The organism is Mucilaginibacter sp. RCC_168 (assembly GCF_041355315.1).
Classification (GTDB): Bacteria; Bacteroidota; Bacteroidia; order Sphingobacteriales; family Sphingobacteriaceae; genus Mucilaginibacter.
This window is the reverse complement of the sequence record NZ_JBFUPN010000003.1, coordinates 233,031-250,914: the sequence shown is the minus strand read 5'-3', so window position 1 is coordinate 250,914 and position 17,884 is coordinate 233,031. Positions and strand designations below refer to the sequence as shown.

Below are 17,884 nucleotides of genomic sequence, written 5' to 3'. Positions count from 1 at the left end.
TTTCAGTTATCGATTAATCCATGTTAAGCGCGTCGGCCTCCAATAGGTCTTTGTATTGGATGGTTAATGCAACTATTCTGCCAGAAAGTTGCTTTTCACTAAGTTCTGCATGCAGGACTTTGTTACCCGGAAAAGACATTTTTTTGAATACAAAAACGTTGCGGTAATATTTTGAAAATGACTGCGAACCGGAAAGTACAAACAGCGGGCTGATCTCTACGGATTGGACATTGGTTGCTTTGGTGACTTTTTTGTCATCAATCTTAAACCGAAAATCTTCGATATCATATTTAAGATTGGTTTTGTTCCGGAATGCAATGTCCAGGAATATATAGTCGCCTAAAGTAGCAATATGGTTAACCTCGCCTTTTAAACCAAAGGCTTTGACTTTATCCAACCTTTTCTCGGCACCGCTGGTATAGAGTTTCAGGCAAAGTAGTTTCAGCTGATTTTGTGAGAGGCCAATACCTGAAATATCCAAAGGTTTTGTATCTGGCGGAAGAATATTGATCTCTGTCAGAACCCCGGCATAGCCGGGCAATAATTTGTATTGTGCGATAAACTTTTCACCTGCAATGGTAATAACCGATCCCTGAAAAGTCTTCAGGGAGTCTTTCAGCTTGATGCGCAACACGTTTTTAAGCGGTAAATCGCCAACCAGGTTTTTGTCTGATATGTCCACGTACTGTATGGGTTCCGGTGAGATAAAGTGAATAGTGAGATTTTCCGGTAAATAAACAACCGGCAATTTTTCCTGGGCATGTGCATATGCAGCTACAAACAGGATCAAGTAGGAGAATAGGTTTTTCATCTTAATATTTTTTTTGAGCGTTTTGTAATGCATCGGAATCGATGAGATAGATATAGGAGTTGTATTTGAGCTTAGCCTTGTTTTTCCTGATCAGATCGGCTATCGCTGAAGATGTGGATTGAAAGATCTTATCGACCGAGCTCATCAAAAATTGGCTCCCGTTAGAGTTACCATCGATGGTAACGCCCTGTACAGTGTTGCTGCCGAGATCCTTGGTGAACTCCCTAAACGAGGATGATGGCACATATAAACCGGGCATGCCATCAAGATCATATAGTTCTAGTTTTACAGGCAGAATCTTGCTCTCAAAAAGAATCGACGAGATGGATAGTGTCACCCTTTGTTCTGAAAAACCGCTGATCTGTGCGAACAGGTAAGTGCCTTTTGAGATCAGGATATCTCCCGCTTTGATGTCCTCCAGCAATTTGAGCCTTAGCCGGGAGCCCGCGTAGCCAGTGATGTTTTCATCAATAACGGCACTGATGAAGTCCTTTCGTTTTTCCGGCAATACCGTATTGAAATCTTCAGACGGCTGATCCGCCTTTACTACGGTAAACTTGATTTGCGAAGCCTTGTCTTTTCCTATTTTATCGGCAGCGTCCCGCTTTTGCTTTTCGGCTTTATAAGCGGGGTCATTGGCTTTATTGATACTGTCCATAATCGTCATCTGCTGTTTAAAGATCTCCATGGGATCTTTATCGTGCACTTCTGTTGCAGGTGGACTTTTTGGTGGTGAATAAGTCCTCGCGGCTACAATTTTTGCCAGTTGCTTTTCGCTGTTCATACCGGCCATTGCTGTTTCATGCAGTTTTGCTTTTGCAGCAATGGAATCCAGCATCCTTTTCTGCTGATCAGAATAATCATTATGATAAGCCGGGTTACTGGTTGATTCTTTGGGCAGTATAGCCACCGCTGACATACCATCAGCCTCTTTGTAGGTATCCCGAAAAGCATCCAACTTATCGGTGAGCTGCCGCTTGCGAACGTCAGATGATACATTACCTACGCTCGCGTTTAACCCCACTTTCGGGGCATTGTCCTGTTTAGGTTTATCAAAGCTGCTGTGCCATGCATAATAAAACAGGCAGAAAAATGGCAGCAACACCAACGGAGCAATATACTTGGGTTGTTTAAAATTAATTTTCATGTTTTTAGTGTTGTAATTGTTGCAGACTGTCAAGTGCGTTTTCAAGTGCAGTACTATCTGCGGAAGAAAGTTTTTCCCTGGAGCTTAGGCTATCAACCACTTTTTTAAGGCGCATACCCTCTTTAATTTTATTTGCGGTTTGAAGTATTTTGGAAAAGCCATCGCCAACCGGATTAACCCGTTTTTCCACCTGTACTATTTTTGTTTCCGAATCCGGATGTCTGAATACGGTGAAAGAAAGTGCCGCCGACGAAACCATTAAGAAGATCATCAATCCTAAGAATATTTTGGGGTGAGCATCTAAGATTTTTTTTAAAACCTGCCCTGCAGTGTTAAAATAAGTTCCAAATTCCCTGTAGATTTCGGAATACAGCGTATCCTTGGGATCGCGGTTAGAATGTATTTTTCTCCACATCTTGCAAGTCTTTATTTTCCAGTGTCTTCCAATTGGTGATCAGTACACCGTGTGGGTTATTATCGCTGCGCGGTATATCTTTCAGATATCCTTCGGTCACCAGGGAGCGGATAACGGTGGAGCTGCGCCGGTCTATTTTTAGCCTGCCGTAATACCTGAAGTACCTCTTTGCCATATCCAGTGTGATAGAATCTGTTTGAAGGGTCAGCACTGAACTTGAAGATAAAATAGAGTTAAAAAATCCGTTTTCCTTCAGGTTATTATATTGTTGCATCCCAGATTCGTCCACCAGATACATGGCCTTTTTCATCTGGTATTCCATATAATTATCATCCGGCGTAAGCGAGAAAAACAGGGAGTGAAAAAGGTCGACATGGGCACGGTATTCGGCAGGCCGGTTCATTTGAATATCGGTTTGGCGGGCCAATATGGGAATACTGTTATCCAGTATATAGATGCTCTTTTGTGCATTCGAAACCATCCGATATGCGTACAAGCAGTTCATACCAACAATAATTAATGATGTCACCAGGCTCCCTACGGCAATGACCGTCGCCAGCCTGATCTTGGCTTCAATGTTTTTTATGATCATCGTGTATGGCAATAAGAAAGGCCGCCTTTTTTCAAAGCAGTCTTTTGGGTTAATAAAATGTGGTTTAAATAAAGCTGCCGGAGGCCCGGCGCGCAACACCCAACACGGTGCCTGCGCTCCTGCCAAATGTGGATGTGGCGGAACTGATGCCCGAGGTAGAAATAATCCAGGTAGAGATACTAGGAACGGTGAACATGCAGATTGCACCGATGATAAATACGATAATCACGGTACCAAACGACAATACCCCGTTACCAGCAAATACTGCCATCTTCTCTAGATTAGCGTCTAAACCTTTTTCACCGACAAGTTCTTTGTACTTGCTAATCTCAGACGTCATTGCGAATTCCTGCATTAATCCTGTGAGATACATGATAAGATAGGCAATGCCGCTATAGAGATTTACGGAAACGAAACGGGCTATCCAGGTGCTAAAACTATCACGAAATGCGGGAAGAATACTGACAGCCACAGCAAACGGCCCAAGGATGATCAAAATGGTAGAGTAAATGATTTGGATCATAAAGATAACATACACTGCAATTCTTAATATCCAAATACCAATTAACTCCAGCATTTGCGTGAAGAGCAATTGCAAACCAACTTGTAGTCTGTTTTTTAATTCTAACAACGGCGATACTACGCTGCTAATTCCCTGTTTTACCGTGCTGGTTACCGAATCCCAAGCCTGACCATACCAAGTATCACTCTCTTTTTCTGCCACTTGTGTTTGTGCCTCATAAGTGTATAAGGAGTTCGCGACTGCCAACATCAAATTAGCGCGATTAATACGGAGGTTGTTCACCGTGGTTTGCTCGCTGTTAAACATCTGCTCGGTCTGAGTAGTTACAACATCTGTTGGAAAAGCGATCACTTTAACAAACGTACCCCACCAAAGAATGACCATGGCCAAACCAAAGGGCCTCATCAGGGGCATAATTTCCAATTGCTTATCGCCAACCATCATTTCGTAACTCTTTATAGCAAAAAAAATGATCATAAATATGGCAGACAGGGCTTTAGCATCATTAATGAATAAATCAAAATGTGTCCACACAGAGTCTTTTAAACCCTTAAGGAAATACATGACCCCATAATCGTAAACCCCATCTCCCTGTAGAAATTCCAGAGTCTTCGTATTGTCCGTGTTGGCGGTTTGAGCAAATACTGCCGGTGCCATCAGGCACAGCAGTAAAAATGTGGTGATCGTCTTTTTCATTGCACATGTTGTAATACTTTGTTTGCGATATCGATATCTGCATGTGGCGTCCAGTCCGGTACATCAACTTGGTTATTTTTTATGCGCTGTTGCTGCGCAGCCAAATTGAGCGTCGATTGCGCCGAGGCAGTTCTGATCGCCCAAACACCGGATAGTCGCCGGTATTCCATGAGGTACCTGTGATAAGCCAGAATTCGCGCGCCACGATCCATATCCGTAGAATGGGCAGCATCGACCCGCTGTTTGAGCATATCCAGTTCGTTTTTATACCAGCTATAAAGCCCTTCGGACATCAGCTTTCCCGAAACCTGCGGCGAAAGTCCGGCGAGAATGGAGGCCGGGGAGTTATTGATCACGGGTGAAAGTTGGCCTTTATAATAAAGCAACCACAAGGGGTCTGCATCACTAACCAAACCCGATTGATTAGCAATCTCAGAAATTGCTGTATTTCTAACCGTATCCGATTGCAGTTTGTACTTATTATCGGTTGTGTTTAATGCGCCTACTAAAGCCAGCCGCTGTGTTTGTGGCCCGGATGCACTTAGCGGCCGCAAATCTGTTTTATGATAACTGGGATAAAAAAGCCCCCAGGTCAGCCAGTAATACGGGTTAAGGCTGAGAAAACCCGCTTTCGGCATAAATTTATTCTGATCCCATTGCAGGTAAACCATGCGTTCCTGCTGATACCTGATGCTTTGATCCTGCACAACGGATTGCGCATAGCAGTGGCTGGCCCAATGTAAAATGAGCAGCGGCAATAAAATAATACTTTTCATTGTCTTAAATATTTTGCGTTTTGAATAATCTGGTTGACAAAAGTTTTGTCCTGATTGATAAAGCCGGCGAACGGGTTGAGCGAGCTGATAATCCCGCGTTCTTTTGCCCAATACATTGCGCGCCATGCGCCATAGGCAAGCCCGTCAAGGATCTGTAATTGCTGGGTAACCTTATGCAGGAGTTCGTCCCGCGCGCTGTAATTGGCCAAAACGTTATCGCCATCTTTGAGAATGTAGCCTGAAACATCACTTAAAAGCATGTTGGCACGTGTCCGCATCCGTGAAGTAATACCGTTAGCTACCAATAAAAGTGCAGGGTCTGATCTGGCAAGTAAGAGCGCTTGTTGCACATAGCTTGTAATATCGGCAATAATCACAGCCATGTTCTTTACGGCCAGCCCATCCTTCAACGCAGAATTTACGTTTGATAAAGACCTGTAAATAATCGTCTGGGCCAAAACCACCGAGCCAACGTTAGTATTGAGATCCGTTATATTGTTGTTGATCTTGCCGAGGTATTGATCATGCGTAGCTTCAGCACTGCTCCTGACCGCGGCATTTTCTGCCACTGCAGCAAAATGCCATGGATCGACCACATATTGCTGGGCCTGTGCCATACCACTGTATAGCAGCAGGCAAAATACCCACCTTGTCATTTGAGAAATTTTGCGTTTTGAATGATGTCCTTTCCAATGTTGATATCGACATCGATAAAATTTTGAAAGGGATTGGCGGCTTTCAGCAGCGACGCGAGGTTGGAATATTGCATCATGCCTAACATGTTGCCAGAAAGGTTTTGAATATTGCTTAGTTCCGAGATCACATAATCGAAAAGCATTTTCCGATCCGAAGCCTTCATCTGGTTTATGTCGCCCAAGGATAAAGTAAGCCCGGTAACGTAACCAATCAGGTCTTTTGCCTGTACGGCGAATTGCAATTCCGATTGATAACCAATAGTCAATAAAGCCGGGTTCTTCTGTGTTAATTGAATAATTTGTGCCTCGTTACTTAGGATCCGGCTAACCATCGGGCTCGCATAAATACCAATATCCGCCAGATTGATGGCCGTTCCCAGCGTGTTATACCGTTGTTGTAGTTCCCGGTAGGTCGCTTTTACTTTTGAGAGCAAGGTCAGGTTCGCCTGTTCGTTGGCGCTTACCGTCGCCTGTCTATTCCTGGCGCTTATCTGTAATTTGTTCTCAGACTGGGATTCTGATACCAGTTGGTGAATGCCAACGATATCCAATGTTTTTTGCTGGGCAAATACAGCGAACTTCAACCCGGAAAATACAACGAGGAAAATCAGTTTTTTCATGGTTTCAGGTATTTAGCGTTGGTTAATACATCGTTGGCAATTCTCACATCCTGATTTTGCCACTCAGCCCAGGGATTAAGGGAGCGGAAAATACCATCTATTTTCGCCCAGTACATTGCGCGGTTCATACCGTAAGCGATACCGCGCAAAATGCGCATTTCGGTAGCGATATGGTTCAGTAATTTTCCGCGTTCGCCGGAATCCATGAGATTATTTGTACCTCCTTTAAGGACAAAGGCACTCACATCAGCCGCGAGTGCAGTAGCACGCGTCTGAAAATCACGTGCCCCCTGTTCGGCAAATAGCAGTAATACAGGATTCGACTGCGCCAGTTTTACAGAGCTTTGGACATCGGTTACGATATCAACCCCACATTCCGCGATTTCCTTGATGGTAGTAAGGTTGCTGATAATCGAAGCAACCTGGCTTAGCCCCTGATAAATTTTGTTTTGGAGGTTGTTGACCACCAGTAATTGGCTGGAAACCGCCAACTGCCCTTTTTGAATAAGGTCGAGCTTATTATTGGTGGTATTGAGTTGCCCGTTGATCGTGGAGGCACTCACGGCAATTGCTCCGGAAACTGCGGGATCAACAACTATTTCCTGCGCCCATCCTGTTGCAAACAGCAAGCAACTGAGCATGGTTGTAATTAATTTTTTCATATTAAGATTGATTTACATGGGTGATAAATGCCGGCAGCGATTTACCGCTGAGCTGAAAGTCGTTTACAAACGCATCAAGGCCTTCGGCGTAGCTGCCATACCTTTCGATGTACTTTTCCACGGCTGATTTCTCCGGCTTTTCGGTTGTATAGGTTAGATATTGATGTAAAGAAACTTCCACTCCATAAACCTCGCCGGTAGCACCACGACGGATATAGACCTCTTTAAAGCGACCTCGATTTACAGTATTATCCAGTTGATTAATGGTAAAGATCTTCCGGCGTTCCGTTTCGCTGATGGCCAGCAATGCCGCGATCTCATTGTAATTGTCCCGAAACTTTGTTTGATCAAGCAGGCAAATCGTATCAGAATTATTGATGATGCTATCTTTGACAACGCTGTTACCAATGATGTCGCCCAACTCCTGGGTAACTACAATAGCCTCACCCCAAAATTTACGAACCGTTTTATACAAATACAATAAATAACCCGCCATTAATGGGCTGGCTATAGCCTTCCACGCTTCCTCGACAATCAGCGTTTTTCTGCGATCCGAGCGGTATCGCATCTTCTGGATGAAGACATCCATAATCGTCAGCGTAACGAGTGGAAACAAAATTTTATGCTCCTTAATCGAGTCAATTTCGTAGACAATGAACCGCTCCGTAAAGAGGCTTTTATCGGTTTCCTTATTTAGCATCGTGGCAAATTCACCGCCCCTATAAAACTTTTTAAGTACGTATCTGAGCTCATCGAAATCAAAAACGATCTTTTCTTCCTGCTTAATTTCCGGAATCTTTTGTAAGGCAAAATCGTAGAAAGTGTCAAATTTCAACTCCCCGTTTATCTGAAAGTTCGCGGCGTAATAAGCGGAGATAACGTTGGCAATGACATCCCGCTCAACCGGAGTGAGTATACCTTCAGCGCCTTTCCACGCCACGCCAATAAGAGTGCATAAAAAATCCTTTTTCTCGATGTTGTATTCGTTCTCGGTCATCTTAAAGGGGTTCATGGTGATCGGCGAGGTATCTGTGTAGGTGATGTATTTGCCCTTGTAATAAGCGCAAAGGCCGGAATAAGAATGCCCGGTATCAACGATCACTACATCCATGTTATACAACATATATTGCTCGATCAGCGCATTCATAAAGAAGCTCTTTCCGGAGCCGCTGGGGCCTAAAACAAACTTGTTGCGATTATTGATGCGGCCGATCCGCATTGGAAGATCAGCGGGGTCTATGCCTATAGGTATGCCCTGCCTGTCGGTAAACCGCAACAGGAAATCAGACGGTTCATCTTTTGGTAACGACTCCTTAAAAAAGAAGCACATCGCTGCATCACAGGTGGTAAGGAACCAATCATAAACTTTAAGTTCTCCCCCATTTCCCGGTAATGCCGTACGAAAAAGCTCTAACTGGTTATAGGCATTTTTACTTGGAATAATGCCCAACTGAAAGAGCGAGCTTTCCACAAAGTTGGAAGCCTTATGTAAGGTTTCCTTTGGTGCGCAAACCATGATATTGAAATGCGCATTAACTAATAGCTGATTTTCCCTGGCGACATCGGTTAGCAGCAAATCGATATCCTCTACACAAAGCTGATTGCCGGGGTCAGGGATACCGGCATGGCGTTTTTTCTTTTGTTCCAGCTTCCGCAACGTCATGACCTGGTTCGGAATTTCGATAACCTGGTTATATACCACCGCGTCGCAAGCCGGTATTTTAAAAAGGAAAGACAAAAAATCAACAGGAAAACCACGTGTAGTTTCCTTGTCGTTTAATTCTATATGCGTCGAAACATCGGGCGGAAGGTCTATACTATCTATATTGATCAGGCTGATGCAGCGAACAGCCCGGCTACCAAGGTTTACTTCCGTTTCTGTAGGTGACAGGTTATTTAAACTGATCTGGCCTGCGCTAAAATTCATGCTAAGCATTTGAAGTACCAGTTGGTTGATAGCGGCTTCATCCAATACCCGCGCGGATGGCAGTACATCCAATACTTTACCAATAGCCTGCAAAAAATCACGCATGCCTTTTGCATCATAAATATAAAAGGCCCCTCTTTTGACCTGCTTGGTAATTGTCAGGTAGGTCTTAACAGTCAGGCATTCCCTGCCTTCAAAATGTGCATTGTAATGGTGCTGCAAATATTCCTTGGCCTCATTTGCATGATAACGATAACGGCAGATGATATCGTGCTTCTGAAGCAAGTGACCCTCGCCCAGGATCTTGACTATGTTAATCAGGAGGTGATGATATTCTTCATAACCCGAGGGGTCGGCAGAATAGCGGGTAACCGGGTTATTGATTTCGATGACTACCGAAAATTCGCCCGTTAAACCGATGAGTAAATCAAAGCTGCCGTCCCTATTTACCCCGGCATACGGGATATTAAACAAGTTTTTTGCGGACATAATGATTCAGGATTAAAATGTTGGTATTTCGGCTTTTGGTATGAAGCCCATGTTTTTGGCGGGAGGCGGTATAGATTAAACCGCCGGTTATGCACCCGACCAGGACAAACGCTCCCAGCCACATATTGATTAGTGACATAACCAAAGCGCCTGCAACCAGCCCGGTGAGTAAAGACGCAAGGCCCCAGTAGATAAATTTGCCTTTGAAGCCTTTGAAAACAAGGGGCTTCTGCAGCCCCTTATAAACAGCAAATTTCCTGGCCATTACAATCCGAAGAAAGCTTTGATGACCAGTGCGGAAACGACAAGGAAAACACAGCTTCCGCCCCAGCCCATCAATTCTTTATTGATGTCCTGATCGCCGGAATTCCATTTGGAGTAGACGCGGATTGCACCGACAATGCCAACGATGCCACCAATTACGAGTGTGATGTTCGTTACCGGAGCAACATAAGTTTTGAGTGTTGAGGTGGCTGTGTTTAAACCATTTACACCACTTTGTGCGAATACAGGCACAGTAAGAGCGACCAGCACGGCTGATGCCCACAGTTTTTTTGTTTTGTTAAACATTAAATGGGAGAAAAAAAATCGAAGCGGAGATCTTTTAAGGCCAGATGGGGAAAATGGCCGGGTATGTTACAGGCGTTCAGATCACGAAATACGCCCTAGGAGTACATCCAGGAAGATGGATGAAATTGATGACGATTGCGGTTATATGCCGAAGATGGCGCGGAGAAAAACCCCTGCAAGCGTCATAAAAAGGGCAGCAAAAAACCAGGCGGCGACATCCGCCGTGAATCTTTCTTTACCCATTTGCGCGTTTTTGTATACGCGCAGCCCACCGATGATACCAAAAAGCCCGGCAACGATCAGGGACAAATCAAAAGCTGAAAAAAATGTAGCTTTTAAGTCCTGTTGAGCCTGTTGCATTTCTGCAATTCCCGGCTGGGCCGAGACTGAACAGGCGGCAATGCAACAAGCCAGAACTAAGAGGGTTTTTCTCAAAAACTCACCTGTTTAATATAATCTACCGCTTCATCACGGCAGAGACTAAACATGTTTTTGAGTGATACGCCGCCGCTGGCGTACATGGAAGAAGCGATGTCGGCGCTTGATAATTCAGGTGTAAGCGATACCGCGTCTACCTGTTCACTAAAGGATAGCTCGTGGATGTCATCGTTTTCGGCAACCCGTTTACTTCGATGATGATCCCATGCAATAAGGATCAGATAGTAGACGGTATATAAACCGCCAAGCCATAGGATAAATTTAATCCAGTTCATAAATCGTTGTTTTGAATAAAGTGTTTAATGATTGTTTTTATTTCGGGTTGGGTTTCGAGCAAATGTTTTACTGCGAAGGCTACCAATTTTGACACATCAACACTGGTGGCCATTTTAAATTGGTTCATCGTACGCACGGTTTTCTCATCAAAACGCACGTGTACCATGCTTTTATTGATACTGGTATCAAACGCAAGAATAGCATCCAGTATCGCTGCCTCAAATTTCTTTTCGGCCTTACGCACTTTTTTACCCTGTTTATCGGTCGGTTTGATGAGCTCCTGCCGAAGCTGGTCAGCCAGCGATTTCATGTTTTCCATATAGATGATCAGCATAAATTTTTTCAAAAACCGGAATAATTACGGGGTACAGTGAAATGGGGGTTTGAAAAGTGTTGATGCGTTGAAAATCAACACGATCCGGCAAGATTTCTGTAATATGACCGAACTTGGAGAGTTGTGCATTGACCTCTTCCATAATTTCGAATTTCGCGTTGGCCTTGATCCGGTTGGGGATGAACACCATTTTTATTTTAGGATTTACTTTCCTAAGCACCAAGGTGAATAACACGGTTGATTCGAATGTAAATTCATCATAGGCGAACGGGCAGATAAAAAGATCGGCTGCGGTAAAAACAGCTAATAAACCATCGTCATCAAGTTTGCCAGGCAGATCAACCAATACCACATCTCGGTTGTTCTTGATGAGTACTTCCTTCAATACCGGAAATGATTCAAGCGTTGCGGAGAGTACTTCATAAGGTTCTTTATTCTCCAGGATTTTTGCTTTTTCGTATTTCTGATATACGGACTGTTGGTAGTCCATATCAATAACGGTGACGGGGCATTTCTTTGCCGAAGTCAGATAGTTGGCCAGGCTGAGGGTAGTGGTGCTTTTGCCCGCCCCGCCTTTTTGATTTCCAATAATGATGAGCATGATTTTATAATTTTAACGGGTGTTGGTTCTTGCTTTCTTTTGTCGCCGGCGGCGCATTCCATGTATTTGCTGATCGTCTACATCATCAGCTATCCATACCGGTCGGATAGTCGAGGCAACGGTATAGTCGTGTTCCTCATACTCCACTTTTGATAATGGTGGGCTCGTGTTAATTGATTCGGTATGAGCAGATAATAATTCCTTTAAAGGCAGGACTTCACTACCCTTTAAAACCAGCTTTTGTCCGTGATCAATAATAGAATATCCATAGGGTTGTTTTCCTTCAGCGGCATGAAATATCAGCGCTACCTGATGGGTATCCGATAGATGCTCTTTAAAATCCGGGCGGTGTTTCATCTGACTGAACAGTTCTCGCAATTCGGCAATGCGCTGTACCGGCCGTTCGTATCTACTGATTCGTTCGTTTAGCGCGTTTTCTTCAGCGTCTTTCCCCGGCAAGCCCAAGCTTTCCATGACCATGAAAAATTGGGCACGAGTGCTAAAGTTGTAACCTAATGCCTTGTCAATGCCAATGACTTCTTTCAAATTACCAATCGCCCTGAGATTTTCATAGGCGCTGCTGATCTTTTTACCTTGTTTATCAACTCTTACCGAAACGATGTGCACGTGATTATTCTCCGTATCCTTGTGATAAACGATCAGGTAAGGCTGTTGCCCATAACCCATTTTGTCAAGCCAGGTCGCAGCAATTTCCGTGAGCTCCTTACTTGAATAAGCCCTGCCTTTGGCTGAGATGACCGCATGAAATTGCGGCTTTTTTATACGTGTGTTTTGCCCAGCGACCATTTTAAGGTAATTGATATAATCCTGCGGCCTTAAACGGCTTAAGCTTTGGAGTGCACCGAAATTGGCTACGAGCATCAATTCACCTTTATTTCGGTCAACTTTATTGGTATTATATTCAACGCCGCTGAACTTAGCCGATGACGACAGAATTTTGACGATCATAAATGTAACTATGAAGCTGTGTAGCAGAGTCGCTGTGTAACCGATAACCAGGTAGAGGCAGATCAGTGTGCCGCAATAACTATATTTCTATAGAACTGAATAACCTCGTTACCATCTAACTTTATAATCAATGAGCTTAGTAACGGTATTGCAGTGTAACGATAGATCGTTGTTGCTAACTATCCGCAGGACTGAGTACCCCTGTCTCTTGGTATCGCTGTAACGACAGAACCGCATAAATGAATATCTATGTAACTAGCAAACGATGTAATCTTGGAACAGCATAACTTTAGATCGTAGTAACCAACCTGATAATTAAGATTTGCCGACCAACCTGATGATTTTCCGGAGGCTGGTTTCGAGCTGCTGTTGCAATTGCAGATATTTTTGAAAATAGATATCGAATGAATCCACCAGTAGTGGCGATAATGCCCCCTGGAGTTTTAGTGTATTGGCGTGTTTGGCCAGCTGGTTGATATTGTTACCAACTCTCCCCATTTCTGCAAAGATGTTATCCAGGCTTATAATCAGGTCTTTTGCATTGATTACGGTAGTCCCTGCATTACTCAGAACCCGTCTCCTCAAGATCTCTGTTTTACTGATGCCCAGAGTTTTTTCCAGGGAAAGAATGATCTTGTATTCGTCCTCCGTAAACCTCGCATCGATCTTTTTGGATCGTTTTCCACTTTCCAATTGGGGCCTGCCTTTTGACATTCCTGATCCTCCATAAAAAAATGAGTCGCGAATTTTCAACTGCTCCCGGAGGGCAAGATCCTTTTTGTCGGACAAAAAGACATCTTGCCGTTGGAAAATCAAACGAAAATTTAGAAATCCAAATTAGAATTTATAGGCTAACGGTTATAAGAAGTTCCCAATTTAGAAACAACGGGTTCGCTAAGTTTCTGTCCGGATAATTTGTTGGCAGCAACGAGTTTATCGTTATAGTCATTAAAACCCTCAAAAGCATTTGAACGGTCAGTCGCATAAGGTAATGCTTTAATGAACTCTTTAGATGCTGTTAAACCGGACAGATCACGGTCAAAATAAATCTCCAGGCATGAAAACGCTTTTGCCTTTTCGATCCCTTCTGATAAGAGGGCAATAGTGTTTAAAACGATAACACTATGGTCAGCTAAAGGATTTTCACATTTCCAGCTGAGATAATTTATAAACCCTTCAAATACCACTGCCTTTTTGAGATCTCGATGTATAAAGCTAATGGCTTTATTTCCAAGACACCCTTTAAAGTATTTGTTTCGTACTTCCCAGGAACCCTTTTCATTTTTCCAGCCGGCAGCATAGAAATGTTTTTGCTCACCTTTTTGATCTTTTACATAGTAGTAGATTTCTAAGAGAATATCTTTAGCCTGATCAAAAATCCGGCGACTTTTAAGATATTCACTAATCGTCGAATGGGTTCCTATCGGCTTTGTTTCAACAACAACGTAGTTAGGAACCTTCACCGAAATACGCGGCCTCGTAGGTTTTTTATCGGCCACTGAAAGGTTGCAAACAGAATGAATTTTTTGAATGACCTCGCCGAAAGACAAATGACTCCACATGGCAAGACCGAGATCTACGATATTTCCACCTTTCCTTGTGCCGTGGTCAAACCAGACACCCAATTCATCATTGACACTCAGCGATGGTTTGGTGTCGTTTTCACGCAGCATGCTGATGTATAGTTTTTCTCTGCCGTATTTTTTGACCGGCTGGTAACCAAGATTAGCTAAAAAATCGACAAGGGATGCCTGATCTTTTAACTCTTTAGCTGTTAGTAATACTGACATTTTTTCAAATTTTAATGGTGTATATTTTTTAAGATCAGATTCAGCGGTGTTCTGCTGCCGCTTTCAGTATGTCTCGATGGAACGAAATTGATTTCCATGTGCCGGCAGCGGGTAACGATCCCGAAAATTCACTTCTGCCGGCAGATATATTCGGGACTACTCACGTCAGATTCTACAATCCGGGCTTGCGCCTGCCAATGCGTTTTCGCTTTATTGATATGATCTCAGCTTCGCAAAATTTCCTGTGTTCAGCAGGATAATGCTTTGTCCCCATACGTCAAAGAGCGGTATAAGCAGTGCGCTTATCGGCTCTTGTCTGTCGTTGACAAATAAGAGCGTGTTTTCATGGGATCAAAGCACGGATTTAAGCCCGCGCTAAAACAGTGAAAGGGGGTGAAAGAATCCTTTCACCCCCTTTCAAAAGCGGCATTAAATCAAATTAATGAATACCATAACCGACTGATTTTCTGGCAGATTGTCGAAAATGGTTTAGGAAGGCTATCCAATTTCTTGCGAAACAGAAACAGTTAAATTGGATGAAGAAAAGTAATAACGGCGACTTTGTTGCGCACAAAATTGTGCAAAACATTCACTTTCGTATTTGCAGCAAAAACTGCAAATTTGATATATTGAATATTAAAGCAGGCATTTAACCATGATGGAAAACGCAAAACTCAATTTCTCCTTCTTAAAACTTGGTATGGCTGGTGAGTTTGTTGAGCGTGCTGAAAAGCTTGGAATATTCAATCTCGGGGATTTGATGTCTGTTAACCTGGCTAAGCTAAAAGCCCACAGAGAGTTTAATTATTTATGGTACGCAGAGATGTTAACCATGTTGAAGGGCCAGGGACTTTTGCACGAATTTCAGAAACGTACTTTGGAGGCCTAATTATAATTCGACAAGTTATAGTTAGCGTTTAACCAGTTAATCATGGCTATCAAATGAGCCTTTAGTTTTTTGGCCGTTGCATGTTCAACATCAGAAGATTTCTTTTGAAGGCTTTCCGAAGAAATATAATCGGTATTTGGCGTATAAAAGTGTCGTGCATAAAAAGCAAATAGATCACCTATATGTTCTTTCATTAAAATTCCTTTTTCTACCTGAAGCCTGATGAATAACCCCAATTGAGCAACCGATAAATTAATCATCACCCTTTTTGCGTGTGGTTTGTGCCCAGCTTCCATTGCTAACTGGCGGCTGATCTTGAGTTTCTCTTTCACCAGCGCATATTTTTCAGATAAAAATTTATTTAATTCATTATAGAGCTTATCCTGCATAAAGGGGAATTTTTGACCATGCAATAAAGAGATGTCAAACAAATGGCTTTTGGCATTCAATAGCATTTCCCTTTGTTCAAACAAGCCATCCACATCAGATAATTGATTTGACCAGGTCTGCACCCAAAAAAGAAAAAACTCAGGAAGGTTGAAATCGTTTATAATTAAATAGTCACTTAGAATTTCCGGCGATGGAAACTGACGTTTAACAAGCTCTCGCATTAGCTTTTTTAGGTAGGACTCGTGACCTCTTAACAGGCTATTTTGGTGGATTAGATGACTAATTCCATTTAATACTACCGTTTCCAAGTCAATTCCAACATTTTCTTTTTGCAGGTGCTTCCGCACCCGGTTTAGATCTGCTTTTAAGATTGTCTTAACCGTAAATAGCGAGTAGTCTGTAAACGGCATTCCTTCACCGATGGCAGGATATCTCTTAACCAAAACATCAATAAAGTTTTCCAATGCGAGACAAGTAAAAACATAGCATTGTTTAATTTCCGAGGAAGCGGGGTGGCCTTTCCACACCCGCTCATTTTTCACTAGGTAACGGTTGACGACATTGCTAATTTCAGTAACGTTGCCGATGATGCCGGCTATATAGCCATCCCGAGAATTACGATTACCTAAGTTGGCCTTTAACGTTTGCAGGCTTAGCTTTTCAATCTCTTTGCTGATATAGCTTTTCCATTTTTCAAGTTCATTTATAGATATTCGTTGACCGGCTAAAATGTTCGGGTGCAGCGACTCTACAACAAACTGTTGCAGTTGAACCGAAATGTTTTTCATATAAAAGATATCCTTGTTCCATATTGTATTAAAGGGAATTTTGCTGAGGTAGAGCGATAATAAATTTGAATTAGACCTTTAGGCGACTTGTTGATTCGCTATCATCAGCTTTTTATCAATGCCGGAAAATGCTTCTAATACCCTACCGAGCTGTTCGAAGGTATGAGTAGCCATAACATTCATCCTGATCCTTGCATTCTTTTTAGAGACAGCCGGATACATGATTGGATTGGTATAAATTCCTTCTTTCAACAGCAATCTACCTGCTTCCAGCGTTTTAGGAATGTCACCAATCTTTACAGGAATAACCGCAGAAGCCGTTGTACCCACAGCAAATCCAGCCGAAATCAAACCATTCTTTAAGAAATTGATATTCGCCCACAATTTATTACGCCACTCGGGTTCCTCGTCAACCAATTCAATTGCCCGCAGAATACCAAATATGGCCGGGGTTGCTGTGGTCGAAAACAAGTGTTGCTTGGATTGATATTTGAGGTACTCAATCAGGTTGGGGTCCCCTAATACGTAACCTCCAATGTTGCCAAGTGCCTTACTGAATGTCCCGGTAATAATATCAACCTTATCAAATGTATTGTCCAATTCTATAACGCCCCGGCCAGTTTTGCCGAGAACGCCAATACCATGCGCATCATCGACCACCAGATAACCGCCATACTTGTGGGTTAATTCCGCAATTTCCTTTATTGGTGCAATATCACCGTCCTGGCTATATACTCCATCGATCACCACCATTTTTGTACGATATTTATCTTGCGCATTTTTTAATACTTGTTCCAGCATGTCGAGATTGTTGTGCAGGAAAGTTTTGACGTTGGTGTTCAAGGCTCCTTCGTAAACGCTGGCGTGAACAGCCATATCCAATATGATGAGATCCTCTTTGTGCAAAAGGCACTGCAACGTTGCACTATTAGCGGTATAGCCGGTGGTATATAGAATTGCTTCTTTTTTCTGATAAAAGGCCGCAATTTTTTCTTCAAGCATTTTGTGATAAACAAAATGTCCGCCAATGGCTGGAGAAGCTCCTGAGCCAGTACCAAATCTGCTAATCCCATCTATGACAGCCGCTTTGATTTTAGGGTGCTGACTAAAGCCTAGGTAATCATTCGATACCAGGCAAACCGAACGTGTAGGTTTTGTGTCACCTGGCAATAACAAATCCATTTCGGGCCCAACGGGAGAAACTGATTCAATGCGGTAATTAAGATGACCATTTCCTTTTAAGAAATGCAGGTAATCATGAAAGTCATCTACCGTCGCATAAAGGCCTTGACCAGAAACGTTCTCAAAGTCTTTAAAACTGGCATTCTCGAAGTTTATTTTCATATTTATGTTGCTTTAAGCCATAAATGTAAGTCTCCGTTTTTTCAAAAAATGAGACATGAAAATAATTCGTTAACAATTAGTTAATAAAATTCGGATGTCCCAATTTTCCCAGTTTTGTCCTTTTATTTTTACTTATCAAGCC

At 42.9% G+C, this 17,884-nt stretch carries 22 protein-coding genes; 1 reads left to right on the top strand and 21 read right to left on the bottom strand.

Annotated elements, in window-relative coordinates; translation table 11 throughout:
* Window positions 1–13: 13 nt before the first annotated feature.
* The 19 genes from AB6735_RS03925 to AB6735_RS03835 form a co-directional block, all read right to left on the bottom strand.
* A complete protein-coding gene (locus AB6735_RS03925) occupies window positions 14–811 on the bottom strand; it encodes a DUF4138 domain-containing protein (RefSeq protein ID WP_370994533.1) in 798 nt (265 codons plus the stop codon).
* Between the two features lies 1 nt (window position 812).
* Window positions 813–1,958 (bottom strand): conjugative transposon protein TraM, encoded by a 1,146-nt coding sequence (gene traM / locus AB6735_RS03920; RefSeq protein WP_370994532.1) that lies wholly within the window; start codon window positions 1,956–1,958, stop codon window positions 813–815.
* A 4-nt stretch (window positions 1,959–1,962) separates the two neighbouring features.
* A complete protein-coding gene (locus tag AB6735_RS03915) occupies window positions 1,963–2,373 on the bottom strand; it encodes a hypothetical protein (RefSeq protein ID WP_370994531.1) in 411 nt (136 codons plus the stop codon).
* Complete coding sequence (gene traK / locus AB6735_RS03910; protein WP_370994530.1) at window positions 2,351–2,965, bottom strand: conjugative transposon protein TraK; 615 nt, start codon at window positions 2,963–2,965, stop codon at window positions 2,351–2,353. Before traK ends, AB6735_RS03915 begins: the two co-directional genes overlap by 23 nt.
* A gap of 64 nt (window positions 2,966–3,029) precedes the next feature.
* Window positions 3,030–4,184, bottom strand: a complete 1,155-nt coding sequence (locus AB6735_RS03905; RefSeq protein ID WP_370994529.1) for a plasmid transfer protein — start codon at window positions 4,182–4,184, stop codon at window positions 3,030–3,032.
* Window positions 4,181–4,960, bottom strand: coding sequence for a hypothetical protein (locus AB6735_RS03900; protein WP_370994528.1), 780 nt, complete (start codon window positions 4,958–4,960; stop codon window positions 4,181–4,183). The genes AB6735_RS03905 and AB6735_RS03900 overlap by 4 nt, the downstream gene beginning before the upstream one ends.
* Complete coding sequence (locus tag AB6735_RS03895; protein ID WP_370994527.1) at window positions 4,957–5,616, bottom strand: hypothetical protein; 660 nt, start codon at window positions 5,614–5,616, stop codon at window positions 4,957–4,959. Before AB6735_RS03895 ends, AB6735_RS03900 begins: the two co-directional genes overlap by 4 nt.
* Window positions 5,613–6,275: a hypothetical protein gene (locus AB6735_RS03890; RefSeq protein ID WP_370994526.1), complete on the bottom strand. Its 663-nt coding sequence runs from the start codon at window positions 6,273–6,275 to the stop codon at window positions 5,613–5,615. The genes AB6735_RS03895 and AB6735_RS03890 overlap by 4 nt, the downstream gene beginning before the upstream one ends.
* Complete coding sequence (locus tag AB6735_RS03885; protein WP_370994525.1) at window positions 6,272–6,937, bottom strand: hypothetical protein; 666 nt, start codon at window positions 6,935–6,937, stop codon at window positions 6,272–6,274. Before AB6735_RS03885 ends, AB6735_RS03890 begins: the two co-directional genes overlap by 4 nt.
* A 1-nt stretch (window position 6,938) precedes the next feature.
* Complete coding sequence (locus AB6735_RS03880) at window positions 6,939–9,353, bottom strand: TraG family conjugative transposon ATPase (protein ID WP_370994524.1); 2,415 nt, start codon at window positions 9,351–9,353, stop codon at window positions 6,939–6,941.
* Complete coding sequence (locus AB6735_RS03875; protein WP_370994523.1) at window positions 9,331–9,618, bottom strand: plasmid transfer protein; 288 nt, start codon at window positions 9,616–9,618, stop codon at window positions 9,331–9,333. The genes AB6735_RS03880 and AB6735_RS03875 overlap by 23 nt, the downstream gene beginning before the upstream one ends.
* Window positions 9,618–9,923, bottom strand: coding sequence for a DUF4134 domain-containing protein (locus tag AB6735_RS03870; RefSeq protein WP_370994522.1), 306 nt, complete (start codon window positions 9,921–9,923; stop codon window positions 9,618–9,620). Before AB6735_RS03870 ends, AB6735_RS03875 begins: the two co-directional genes overlap by 1 nt.
* A 141-nt stretch (window positions 9,924–10,064) precedes the next feature.
* Window positions 10,065–10,358, bottom strand: a complete 294-nt coding sequence (locus AB6735_RS03865) for a DUF4134 family protein (protein WP_370994521.1) — start codon at window positions 10,356–10,358, stop codon at window positions 10,065–10,067.
* Window positions 10,355–10,636 (bottom strand): hypothetical protein, encoded by a 282-nt coding sequence (locus AB6735_RS03860; RefSeq protein WP_370994520.1) that lies wholly within the window; start codon window positions 10,634–10,636, stop codon window positions 10,355–10,357. Before AB6735_RS03860 ends, AB6735_RS03865 begins: the two co-directional genes overlap by 4 nt.
* On the bottom strand, window positions 10,633–10,947 hold the full coding sequence (locus AB6735_RS03855; RefSeq protein ID WP_370994519.1) for a hypothetical protein: 315 nt from the start codon (window positions 10,945–10,947) through the stop codon (window positions 10,633–10,635). The genes AB6735_RS03860 and AB6735_RS03855 overlap by 4 nt, the downstream gene beginning before the upstream one ends.
* Window positions 10,931–11,572, bottom strand: a complete 642-nt coding sequence (locus AB6735_RS03850) for a ParA family protein (protein ID WP_370994518.1) — start codon at window positions 11,570–11,572, stop codon at window positions 10,931–10,933. The genes AB6735_RS03855 and AB6735_RS03850 overlap by 17 nt, the downstream gene beginning before the upstream one ends.
* Window positions 11,573–11,584: 12 nt before the next feature.
* Window positions 11,585–12,541, bottom strand: coding sequence for a relaxase/mobilization nuclease domain-containing protein (locus AB6735_RS03845; RefSeq protein ID WP_370994517.1), 957 nt, complete (start codon window positions 12,539–12,541; stop codon window positions 11,585–11,587).
* A gap of 315 nt (window positions 12,542–12,856) precedes the next feature.
* Entirely contained in the window at window positions 12,857–13,255 is a 399-nt protein-coding gene (mobC, locus tag AB6735_RS03840; protein WP_370994516.1) for a plasmid mobilization relaxosome protein MobC, read from the bottom strand.
* Window positions 13,256–13,392: 137 nt separating this feature from the next.
* Window positions 13,393–14,331 carry a hypothetical protein gene (locus AB6735_RS03835; protein WP_370994515.1) on the bottom strand — a complete coding sequence of 313 codons (939 nt, stop codon included), beginning with the start codon at window positions 14,329–14,331 and terminating at the stop codon, window positions 13,393–13,395.
* A gap of 655 nt (window positions 14,332–14,986) precedes the next feature.
* Between AB6735_RS03835 and AB6735_RS03830 the strand changes: the two genes are divergently transcribed.
* Window positions 14,987–15,220: a hypothetical protein gene (locus AB6735_RS03830; RefSeq protein WP_370994514.1), complete on the top strand. Its 234-nt coding sequence runs from the start codon at window positions 14,987–14,989 to the stop codon at window positions 15,218–15,220.
* Here AB6735_RS03830 and AB6735_RS03825 read toward each other — a convergent pair.
* Both AB6735_RS03825 and AB6735_RS03820 read right to left on the bottom strand, forming a co-directional pair.
* The gene (locus AB6735_RS03825) at window positions 15,217–16,398 is read right to left on the bottom strand and encodes a hypothetical protein (protein ID WP_370994513.1); all 1,182 of its coding nucleotides are present in this window, start codon (window positions 16,396–16,398) and stop codon (window positions 15,217–15,219) included. The genes AB6735_RS03830 and AB6735_RS03825 overlap by 4 nt on opposite strands.
* Before the next feature lie 78 nt (window positions 16,399–16,476).
* Window positions 16,477–17,742, bottom strand: a complete 1,266-nt coding sequence (locus AB6735_RS03820; RefSeq protein ID WP_370994512.1) for an aminotransferase class I/II-fold pyridoxal phosphate-dependent enzyme — start codon at window positions 17,740–17,742, stop codon at window positions 16,477–16,479.
* Window positions 17,743–17,884: the final 142 nt, after the last annotated feature.